The sequence below is a fragment of the Kitasatospora sp. NPDC057512 genome, from assembly GCF_042802135.1.
Taxonomy (GTDB): Bacteria; Actinomycetota; Actinomycetes; order Streptomycetales; family Streptomycetaceae; genus Kitasatospora.
This window is the reverse complement of record NZ_JBHVET010000298.1, coordinates 1-9,515: the sequence shown is the minus strand read 5'-3', so window position 1 is coordinate 9,515 and position 9,515 is coordinate 1. Positions and strand designations below refer to the sequence as shown.

Genomic DNA, 9,515 nt, shown 5'->3' with positions numbered 1-9,515 from the left:
GTGTGGGGCGGCGGCCGAAGCGCGCCCCGGGGCGCGCGCTCCACGGCGCGTCCGGATGCGAAGTCCCAGATGAGGAGCAGTACTGATGAGCGCGGACGGCCGCTGGATCCGGCCCGAGTCCACCCGCAAGCCCGTCCTCGGCGGAGCCCGGCCGGGCGGGGTGGCCCTCGGCGAGCGCGGCCGGACGGGCCCCGGGCCGACGCCGGCCTCCCCGGCCGACCGGCGCCGCCGCAGGCCCGGGCCGCCCCGGGTGCCGCACCCGGCCCGGCCGGTGCTGCGGGCGGACTGGCTGCCGCTGCTGGCCGTACTGCTGGTCCAGGCGGCGCTCTCGTACCACCTGATCCTCAGCAACACCGCCTTCATCGACGAGGGCACCTACATCTACGCGGGCTACCAGGAGATCGCGCACCTGCGGCACGGCACCCCGGTGTCGACGTACGAGACCTTCTTCTCCGGCTCCCCGCTGATCTACCCGGTGGTGGTGGCCGTCGCGGACTTCGTCGGCGGGCTGAACGGCGCCCGGTTGCTGAGCCTGGCGTTCATGCTCTCCGCCACCACGGCCGTCCACCTGGCCACCCGGCGGCTGCACGGCTCGCTCGCGGCGTTCTGCGCGGCGGCGGCCTTCGTCGCGCTCGGCCCCACCCAGTTCCTCGGCGGCCTGGCCACCTACGACGCGATGGCGCTGGCGGTCCTCGCCTGGGCCGGGTACTTCGCGGTGCGGCTGACCACGGGCGGCGGGTACCCGAGCCTGGTCGCCTCCGGGCTGCTGCTGGCCCTGGCCGGCGCCACCAAGTACGCCGCGCTGCTGTGGGTGCCGGTGGTGTGCGGCATCGCGGTGCTGGCCGGGCCGCGCGGGTCTCTGCGGAGCTGGGAGGCCTGGCGGCGCGGACTGCTGGTGCTGCTCACCTTCGTGCTGGCGGTCGGCGCGGCGGCGCTGGCGGCCGGTGAGAAGTACGTCAACGGTTTCAACCACACCACGCTCAAGCGCGCCCCGGGCCACGACTCGTACTCCTACGTGGCCTCGGAGGCGGCCCGCTGGGTGGGCCCGCTGCTGGTGGTCGCGCTGGCCGGGGTGCTGGTGCAGCTGGTGCGGGCGCGGCGGCGCGGCGGCGCGGCCTGGCCCGAGTTCTGGCTGGCGCTGTTGCTGCTGCTGGCCGGGCTGATGGCGCCGGTGAACCAGATCCGCATCCACACCTGGCTGTCGCTGCAGAAGCACGTCGACTTCGGCGCCTGGTTCTCCTGCATCGTGGTGGGCCTGGTCCTGGCCCGTACGGCGCTGTGGCTGAAGGGCCGTCTGCACCTGGTGGCCGGGGTGGCGGCCGCCGCCCTGGTGGTCGGCCCGCTCGCCTGGGTGGGCGCGGCCCAGGGCCGGGAGATGTACGGCGAGTGGTCGAACTCGAAGGAGTTCGTCGCCGCCCTGGAGCCGTACATCGTCAAGGGCGACGACCGGTACCTGGTCGAGAACTACAACGTCCCCGCGTACTACCTGCGCAAGCAGACCACCTGGCAGCAGTGGCACGACCTGGTGGCCGTCTTCCGCCGGGACCCGGCCACCGGCGAGATGCAGAACGGGGTGCCCGCGATCCAGGCCGGCATCCAGGCCCACGAGTGGAAGGTCGTGGTCCTGGACTTCACCCAGACCGGGGCCATCGACAAGGCGATCCAGCCCACCCTGAAGGCCTCCGGGTACCGGGTGGTCACCGTGGTGACGAGCGGGAAGCACGGCCGGTACACCGTCTACGTGGCGCCCGGGTACGACAAGAAGCCGTGACGGGCGCCCGGGCCCGCCGTCAGAAGGCCATGGTGTAGACCATCAGGTCCATCCCCGGGTACGGGGCCCAGTCGCGCTCGGGGGAGCGCCGGAAGCCGATGCGCTCGTAGACGCGGTGGGCGGTGGTCATCTCCGGGCGGGTGGAGAAGGCCATGCCGGCCAGGCCGAGTTCGCGGCTGCGGGTGACGGTGGCGCGGACCAGGGCCTCGCCGACGCCGCGGCCGCGGGAGGCGGCGGCGGTGGCGAGCATCCGTATCTCGCCCTCCCGCGGGGTGGCGATGTCCGCCCACTCGGTGCCGCCGACCGCGTAGGTCACGCAGCCGAGGACCCCGGCTCCGGCCGTGTCGACGGCGACCAGGAGCTCGGCCTCGCGGGCCCGTCGTTCGGCGTCGCGCAGCAGGTCGACGTAGCCGCTGGTGGGGTTGGTGAAGCCGTCGCCGACGAAGGCCTCGACGGTGATCCGGCCGGCGTCGGCGAGGTCCTCCGGGAGGGCCTGGCGGATGAGGAAGTCCATTCGGCCAGTGTGCCGGAGCGCTGGTCGGGACGGTCCTCCGGGGTCGAACGGGTCGAACTGGTCGAAGGGGTCGAGCGGTTCGGCGGGGCCGCCTCCGCTGCCGAGTCGGCGGGGCCGTGCAGCCGGTCGGGGCGGGCCGGGTCGGCCGGGTAGCCGCCCGGGCGGTGGTAGTTGTCGCGGCCGGCCGCCGGGCCGTGGGAGGTCTCGCGGCCGATCAGCAGGCCGAGCAGGCCGAAACCGACGACGGCCGCGGTCATCGCGAGTGAGCCGATGAGGGTGTCGCTGTCCATGGGCACCACTGTGGCCGGGCGGCGCCGCGGCCACGAGTGGCAGGAACGACCGATCACCTCGAAATCCTGCCATCCTCCCGCCGTCCCGTTGCTTCCGCCGGGGCGGGCGCCGGGGGCATCCTGGTGGGCATGCTGAAGAACGTGGTCGCGGTGGTGCTGGAGGAGGTCCACCCCTTCGAACTGGGCGTGGCCTGCGAGGTGTTCGGTCTGGACCGCACCGCCGACGGGCTGCCGGGCTACGACTTCGCGATCGCCGGGGCCCGGCCGGGGCCGCACGCCACCCACTCCGGCTTCGCGGTGGACGTCCCGTACGGTCCCGAGCGCCTCGCCGGCGCGGACCTCGCCGTGGTCACCGCGGCGAGCATCCGTCCCGGCTACCCGGAGCCGCTGCTGGCGGCGCTGCGCGGGGTGGTCGAGGGCGGCGGCCGGGTGCTGTCCATCTGCAGCGGCGCCTTCGTGCTGGGCGCGGCCGGGCTGCTGGACGGCCGTCGTGCCGCCACGCACTGGCGGCACAGCGAGGAGCTGGCCGGGCGCTTCCCGCTGACCACGGTCGAGCCGGACGTGCTGTACGTGGACGACGACCCGGTGATCACCTCGGCCGGGACGGCGGCCGGCATCGACGCCTGCCTGCACCTGGTGCGCAAGGTGCAGGGTGCCGAGGTGGCCCGGGAGATCGCCCGCCGGATGGTGGTGGCACCGCACCGGGAGGGCGGGCAGGCCCAGTTCGTGAACCGGCCGCTGCCGGAGGCCGCCGGCGACTCGCTGGCCCCGTTGCTGGACTGGATGCGCCACCACCTGGACGAGGAGGCCACCGTCGAGCAGCTGGCCGCCCGGGCGCACATGTCGCCGCGCACCTTCGCCCGCCGCTTCCAGCAGGAGACCGGCACCACCCCGCACCGCTGGCTGGTCGGGCAGCGGGTGCTGCTGGCCCAACGGCTGCTGGAGTCCACCACGGAGCCGGTGGACGCGATCGCCGCCCGCTGCGGCTTCGGCAACGCGGCCGCGCTGCGGCACCACTTCGGCCGCCGGCTGGGCACCACGCCGCTGGCCTACCGGCGCTGCTTCGCCGACCCGGACCCGGACCCGGACCCGGAGGCGGAGGCGGAGGCGGAGGCGGGCTGAAGGGCCGCAGGGCCGCAGGGCCCGACCGACCGTCAGTCCGCGCCGGCCGTCACTGCGCCCCGGCCGTCAGGTGCCCGACGCCGTTCCAGCCGTCCGGCCGCAGCCGCCCGTCCTGGGCCCGCCAGAGGCTGGTGGAGCAGTTGTGCACCGGCCCGAGCGCGGTGAGCTGGTCCTCGGTGAGCCGGTCCAGCGCGTAGCGGAGCATCAGCACCGTGCAGTCGTGCGCGACCAGCAGGACGGGCCGTCCGGCCTCCTCCTCACAGAGGTCCCGCAGCAGGCTGCGCACCCGCAGCGCGACGTCGGCCCAGGACTCGCCGCCCGGCGGGCGGTAGTACAGCTCGCCCATCTTGCGCCGCCGGGCCGCCTCCTCCGGGTGCTTGGCCTCGATCGCGGCCTTCGGCAGCATCTCCAGGACGCCGAGCTCGCGGTCGCGCAGCCGTTCGTCGTACCGGACGGCCAGGGTGACCGGGACGGAGCCGAGCCCGGCGGCCTGGGCGAGCGCGATCCGGGCGGTCTCGGCGGTGCGCACGTACGGCGAGCACCAGACGCTGCGCGGGCGGTCGGCGCTGGGCAGGCCGGCCCACCAGTGGCCGAGCGCCTGGGCCTGCTGCCGGCCCTGCAGCGACAGCGGGATGTCGGCGTCGCGGCAGCTGATCGGGACACTGAGCGCTCCGGCGGCCTCGGCCAGCTGGAACTCGACGTTGGCGGTGGACTCCCCGTGCCGGGTGGCGATCAGCACGGACGGCAGCCGGCCGGCCGTCGACGGGCGGTGGGCGGTGGCGTGCTGGCCCTGGCCGGTGGCGTGCGGCCCGTGGCCGCCGGTGTGCTGACCCTGGGTGGTGCCGTGCTGGCCCTGCGCGGTGACGTGGTGGTGCTGGCCCTGCGTGGACTGGTGCTGGCCGTTGAGGGTGGTGCCGAGTTCTGCCATGGCCGCGAGCTCCCCGTGGTCGATCAGGTCCCGGCCGGATGCCGGTCCGGTCTGGTGGTGCCCGGCGTGCACGCCTGTTCATACATATGATCGCGCCGCCTTCTCCAGTGTTCACGGAGAAGGCGGCGCGATCACAGGGCGCGTACCGCGCGAATCAGTGCGCCGCTACAGGCTCCGGCGCGTTCTTCAGCTCGTCGTCGCCGGCTTCGGCGCTGTAGTCGGACGGCCTGGTCTCGTCCGGGCCGTCCGGCGCCTTGACCGCCCGCAGCACCAGGGTGAGCGCCACCGCGACGACCAGGTTGAGGGCGAAGGCCGTCACGCCGATGTAGCCGATCTCGCCGATGCCGGGGATCTCGGCCGCGTTGCCGCCGAAGTGTTTGGTGGCCGGGCTGGCGATCCCGTACGCCTTCCAGGTGCCGTACACCATGCCGGCCGCCCAGCCGGCGAACAGCGCCCAGTGGTGGAACCAGCGGGTGAACAGGCCGCCGACGATCGCCACGAAGGTCTGCAGGATCCACAGGCCGCCCAGCAGCTGGAGGTTGATCGCGGCCTGCTTGTCCATGCCGAGCACGAAGACCAGCGCGCCGACCTTCACCAGCAGCGAGACCAGCTTGGCGATCCGGGTCTCGTCGGCGGGGGTGGCGGCGGGCTTGAGCCACTCCTTGTAGACGTTGCGGGTGAACAGGTTGGCCGCCGCGATGGACATGATGGCGGCCGGCACCAGCGCGCCGATGCCGATCGCGGCGAAGGCCACGCCGGTGAACCAGTCCGGGAACATGTCCGCGAACAGCTGGGGCACCGACAGCTGGGCGTTGTAGCCCTTGACGCCCTTGCCGACGCCCGCCGCGAGCGCCATGAAGCCGAGCAGCGCCAGCAGGCCCAGCATCAGCGAGTAGGCGGGCATGATCGCCATGTTGCGGCGCACGGTCTTGCGGGACTTGGAGGCCAGCACGCCGGTCACCGAGTGGGGGTACATGAACAGCGCCATCGCCGAGCCGAGGGCGAGCGTGGCGTACGTCCACTGCTTGTTCTCGGGGATGGTCAGCGAGCCGCCCTTGACCTCCTTGAAGTGCTGCGAGGCCGCGTCGAAGATGTGCCCGTAGCCGCCGAGCCGGATCGGGATGTAGATCACCGCGACGATGATCACGATGTAGACCAGGGCGTCCTTGACGAAGGCGATCAGCGCCGGGGCGCGCAGGCCGGAGGAGTAGGTGTAGGCGGCCAGCACGCCGAAGGCGATGAACAGCGGCAGGTCCTTGACGAACCAGTTGGCGTTCTCCCCGCCGCCGACCCCCAGCACGTCCAGCACGGCCTGGATGCCGACGAGTTGCAGGGCGATGTACGGCATGGTGGCCAGGATGCCGGTGAGCGCGACCACCAGCGACAGCGGCCGCGAGCCGTACCGGCCGCGCACGAAGTCGGCCGGGGTCACGTAGCCGTGCACCCGGGAGACGGACCAGAGCCGGGGCAGGAAGAGGAAGACCAGCGGGTAGGCGATGATCGTGTACGGCACCGCGAAGAAGCCCGCCGCGCCGGTCGCGTACACCGCGGCCGGGACGGCGACGAAGGTGTACGCGGTGTAGAGGTCGCCGCCGAGCAGGAACCAGGTCACCCAGGTCCCGAAGCTGCGGCCGCCCAGGCCCCACTCGTCCAGGTGCGCGGCGTTGTCCGCGCGGCGCCAGCGCGAGGCGAGGAAGCCCATCACGGTGACCAGGGCGAAGAACAGCACGAAGACCACGAGGGCCGGCACGTTGACGTCCTTCATCGCGCACCGCCCTTCCGGGCCGCCTTGCGGGCCTTCTCGTCCCGGGTGATCAGCAGGTAGGCGGCGACCGTGAACACGGCCGACACCGGCACCCAGAGCAGCTGGTACCAGTAGAAGAACGGCACCCCGGCCACCGCCGGGTCGCTCTTGTCGTACGAGGACACCCAGAGCGTCGCGACGATCGGCACGAGCAGGGCGAGGCCGGCCAGCACCCGCTCGGGCGTCACGGCCGGGACGGGCCTCCCGGCTGGCTCGGGCATGACATCTTCGACGCTGGGGGGATCAGAGGGCATCTTCGGCTCCGCTCCGGAGGGGTTCCCCGTCGGCGCCGCAGCCCGGTCGGCGCCGAGCGCCGCACGGGCCCGCCGAGCAGCACCATCGGTGATCGGCAGTCAGGTCAGTACGGCTGCGCAATCTAGGGCATGGGGTGATCCATGTCACCGGGATTGACCGAACTTCCCGTCATTCGGACGTGACCGACCGGACTCCGCCCCCGAGGGGCGCGAAACGCACGACCGCCGAGGGGCGCGAGAGTCACCGCCGTCGCGGGAGGTGGAGAGGCCGCCGAGGCGCGCGAGAGGAGCGCGAGAGGAACGCGAAGGGCACCGGCGCGCGGGTCGCGTGCGCCGGTGCCCGGAGTGCGGTGGGGGAGTGCGGCTACTCCGGACGCTTCAGTCGGGTGATGAACTTGTAGCGGTCGCCGCGGTAGATGGAGCGCACCCACTCGACCGGGGCCCCGTCGTTGTCGAAGGAGTGCCGGGAGAGCTGGAGCATCGGCAGGCCGAGGTCGGAGCCGAGCAGGCCGGCCTCGCGCGGGTTGGCCAGGGTGGTCTCGATGGTCTCCTCGGCCTCGGCCACGGTGACCCCGTAGACCTCGCGCAGCGCCGCGTACAGGGAGGTGTGCTTGGCCAGGTTGCGGCGCAGGGCCGGGAAGCGCTTGGCGGAGAGGTGGGCGACCTCGATGGCCATCGGGTCGCCGTTGGCCAGCCGCAGGCGCTCGATCCGCAGCACCCGGCCGCCGGGCTTGATGTCGAGCAGCGGGGCGAGCCGGTCGTCGGCGGTGATGTAGCCGATCTCGATCAGCCGGGAGGCGGGCTCCAGGCCCTGGGCCCGCATGTCCTCGGTGTAGGAGGTCAGCTGGAGGGCCTGGGCGACCTTGGGCTTGGCGACGAAGGTGCCCTTGCCCTGGATGCGCTCCAGCCGGCCCTCGACGACCAGCTCCTGGAGGGCCTGGCGCACGGTGGTGCGGGAGGTGTCGAACTGGGCGGCGAGCGCGCGCTCGGGCGGCACCGGGGTGCCGGCGGGCTGGGTCTCGGTGAGCTGGAGCAGGTGCCGCTTCAGGCCGTAGTACTTGGGGACGCGCGCGGTCGGGTCGGTGCCGGCCTGCGTCGGGAGGCTGTTCACCTCGGGGTCGTTGACCTGGGCGGTGGATCCCCCGTCGCTGCTCATCGGACCTGTTCTCCCGCTTCTCGCGAGGCCTACGGCGACCCCGCCACATCGTTAACGGCTCACATCGTTGCATGTATGGCTACGGAACGAATACCTCATCACGCGATGAACGATGTGCGGTGTCGGCTTGATAACGGGTGGTCGAGAACGGTCGGACAGCCGTTGACAGGCCCATTGGTCTAGGCCAAGCTCCAGGCAGCTGGTCTACACCACTAGGCCGGTAGCTATGAATCCCCCCACCCGTTCGAAGGGGTCCGCGGCACCTTTCCCCCCGCTTTGTGTGGGTCTGCCGCTGCCGCCCGACGGGGGTAACCCAGGCATCCCTCAGGAGGATGGCGTAATGAAGCGTCAGCTCATCGCGGCGGTCGGCGTCGCAGCAATGGTCGTCGGCCTGGCGGCTTGCAGCTCGGACGGCAAGAAGAGCGAGGGCGACTCGGGGTCGTCCTCCGCCTCCGCGGCGGACAAGTACAAGGGCAAGACGCTCAAGGTGTGGACCATGACCGGCTCCGCCCCGAAGGGCTGGACCGACGCGGTCAAGACCGAGTTCGAGACCACCTACCCGGGCTCGAAGGTCGAGTACGCCACCCAGGAGTGGGGCGGCATCGGCGCCAAGATCACCGCCGCGCTGTCGGAGGGTTCGGTCGACGTCCTGGAGGTCGGCAACACCCAGACCGCCGGCTACGCCTCCTCGGGCGGCCTGCTGGACCTCACCAAGGAGAAGGCCGCCCTGGGCGGCGATGCCTGGCCCGCCAACCAGAACGAGTCCGCCGTCCTGGACGGCAAGCAGTACGCCGCCCCGTGGTACGTCACCAACCGCGTGGTCGCCTACAACAAGGACCTCTGGACCAAGGCCGGCCTGACCGACACGCCGAAGACCCTGGACGAGTTCTACACCGACCTGGAGAAGCTGAAGGGCACCCCGGGCGTCGTCGACCCGATCTACATGCCCGGCCAGGAGTGGTACGTCTACTTCGGTCTGCTCACCAGCGAGGGTGGCAAGATCGCCAAGAAGGACGGCGACAAGTGGGTCGGCGGCCTGGGCTCGCCCGAGAGCCAGAAGGCCTTCGAGACCTACAAGAAGCTCCAGGGCTACTCGGCCACCGGTCCGAAGGACAAGGACGAGGCCACCCCGCAGCAGAAGGACGTCTTCGCCCAGGGCAACATCGGCGCCATGATCGGCCTCGGCTGGGAGCTGCCGGACGAGAAGGCCATGCCGAAGGACAAGATCGGCTACTTCGCGCTCCCCGGCAAGACCGCCGACAAGCCCACCGGCGTGTTCCTCGGTGGTTCGAACCTCGCGATCGCCTCGCAGAGCAAGAACACCGACATGGCCAAGGACTACCTGAAGATCGCCCTCAACGACAAGAACGAGGGTCTGTTCGCCGCCGCCGGCATCACCACGAACAAGCCCGCGCTGAACGCCGGCATCCAGGGCGACTTCGCCAAGGCCGCCCAGCAGGGCGCCACCGTCGGCGCGATCACCCCGAACACCCCGAACTGGTCCAGCGTCGAGGACAACCCGAACCCGGTCAAGGAGTTCCTGACCGCCGTCCTCCAGGGCGGCGACTTCGCCTCCACGGCCGCGAAGTACGACGAGGTCATCGCGAAGAAGCTCAACCAGAAGCAGTAAGCACCCGGGACCCGTCCCCGGACCTCCCGCAGGCGGGAGTCCGGGG

At 72.0% G+C, this 9,515-nt stretch carries 8 protein-coding genes; 3 read left to right on the top strand and 5 right to left on the bottom strand.

Features of this window, described 5'->3' with window-relative positions:
- Positions 1-85 precede the first annotated feature (85 nt).
- A complete protein-coding gene (locus tag ACFU6K_RS20340; protein WP_380664898.1) occupies positions 86-1,771 on the top strand; it encodes an ArnT family glycosyltransferase in 1,686 nt (561 codons plus the stop codon).
- A 19-nt stretch (positions 1,772-1,790) separates the two neighbouring features.
- Here the strand turns inward: ACFU6K_RS20340 and ACFU6K_RS20335 are convergent, their stop codons facing one another.
- The gene (locus ACFU6K_RS20335) at positions 1,791-2,285 is read right to left on the bottom strand and encodes a GNAT family N-acetyltransferase (protein ID WP_380664896.1); all 495 of its coding nucleotides are present in this window, start codon (positions 2,283-2,285) and stop codon (positions 1,791-1,793) included.
- A 419-nt stretch (positions 2,286-2,704) separates the two neighbouring features.
- Between ACFU6K_RS20335 and ACFU6K_RS20330 the strand changes: the two genes are divergently transcribed.
- Positions 2,705-3,697: a helix-turn-helix domain-containing protein gene (locus ACFU6K_RS20330; protein WP_380664893.1), complete on the top strand. Its 993-nt coding sequence runs from the start codon at positions 2,705-2,707 to the stop codon at positions 3,695-3,697.
- A gap of 49 nt (positions 3,698-3,746) precedes the next feature.
- On the opposite strand, the gene ACFU6K_RS20325 is transcribed toward ACFU6K_RS20330, so the two are convergent.
- From ACFU6K_RS20325 to ACFU6K_RS20310, 4 genes are all read right to left on the bottom strand, one after another.
- On the bottom strand, positions 3,747-4,625 hold the full coding sequence (locus tag ACFU6K_RS20325) for a histidine phosphatase family protein (protein WP_380664891.1): 879 nt from the start codon (positions 4,623-4,625) through the stop codon (positions 3,747-3,749).
- A 154-nt stretch (positions 4,626-4,779) separates the two neighbouring features.
- A complete protein-coding gene (gene mctP / locus ACFU6K_RS20320; protein WP_380664889.1) occupies positions 4,780-6,390 on the bottom strand; it encodes a monocarboxylate uptake permease MctP in 1,611 nt (536 codons plus the stop codon).
- Positions 6,387-6,650 carry a DUF3311 domain-containing protein gene (locus ACFU6K_RS20315; protein ID WP_049649419.1) on the bottom strand — a complete coding sequence of 88 codons (264 nt, stop codon included), beginning with the start codon at positions 6,648-6,650 and terminating at the stop codon, positions 6,387-6,389. The genes mctP and ACFU6K_RS20315 overlap by 4 nt, the downstream gene beginning before the upstream one ends.
- Positions 6,651-7,047: 397 nt before the next feature.
- Complete coding sequence (locus ACFU6K_RS20310; RefSeq protein WP_049649420.1) at positions 7,048-7,839, bottom strand: GntR family transcriptional regulator; 792 nt, start codon at positions 7,837-7,839, stop codon at positions 7,048-7,050.
- Between the two features lie 340 nt (positions 7,840-8,179).
- Between ACFU6K_RS20310 and ACFU6K_RS20305 the strand changes: the two genes are divergently transcribed.
- Positions 8,180-9,469, top strand: coding sequence for an extracellular solute-binding protein (locus ACFU6K_RS20305; RefSeq protein ID WP_380664886.1), 1,290 nt, complete (start codon positions 8,180-8,182; stop codon positions 9,467-9,469).
- Positions 9,470-9,515 lie beyond the last annotated feature (46 nt).

Bases quoted from the DNA above. Each gene is read 5' to 3' on its own strand.
- mctP (WP_380664889.1), bottom strand. From the start codon at position 6,390: ATGAAGGACGTCAACGTGCCGGCCCTCGTGGTCTTCGTGCTGTTCTTC.
- ACFU6K_RS20305 (WP_380664886.1), top strand. From the start codon at position 8,180: ATGAAGCGTCAGCTCATCGCGGCGGTCGGCGTCGCAGCAATGGTCGTC.
- ACFU6K_RS20325 (WP_380664891.1), bottom strand. From the start codon at position 4,625: ATGGCAGAACTCGGCACCACCCTCAACGGCCAGCACCAGTCCACGCAG.
- ACFU6K_RS20315 (WP_049649419.1), bottom strand. From the start codon at position 6,650: ATGCCCGAGCCAGCCGGGAGGCCCGTCCCGGCCGTGACGCCCGAGCGG.
- ACFU6K_RS20310 (WP_049649420.1), bottom strand. From the start codon at position 7,839: ATGAGCAGCGACGGGGGATCCACCGCCCAGGTCAACGACCCCGAGGTG.
- ACFU6K_RS20340 (WP_380664898.1), top strand. From the start codon at position 86: ATGAGCGCGGACGGCCGCTGGATCCGGCCCGAGTCCACCCGCAAGCCC.
- ACFU6K_RS20335 (WP_380664896.1), bottom strand. From the start codon at position 2,285: ATGGACTTCCTCATCCGCCAGGCCCTCCCGGAGGACCTCGCCGACGCC.
- ACFU6K_RS20330 (WP_380664893.1), top strand. From the start codon at position 2,705: ATGCTGAAGAACGTGGTCGCGGTGGTGCTGGAGGAGGTCCACCCCTTC.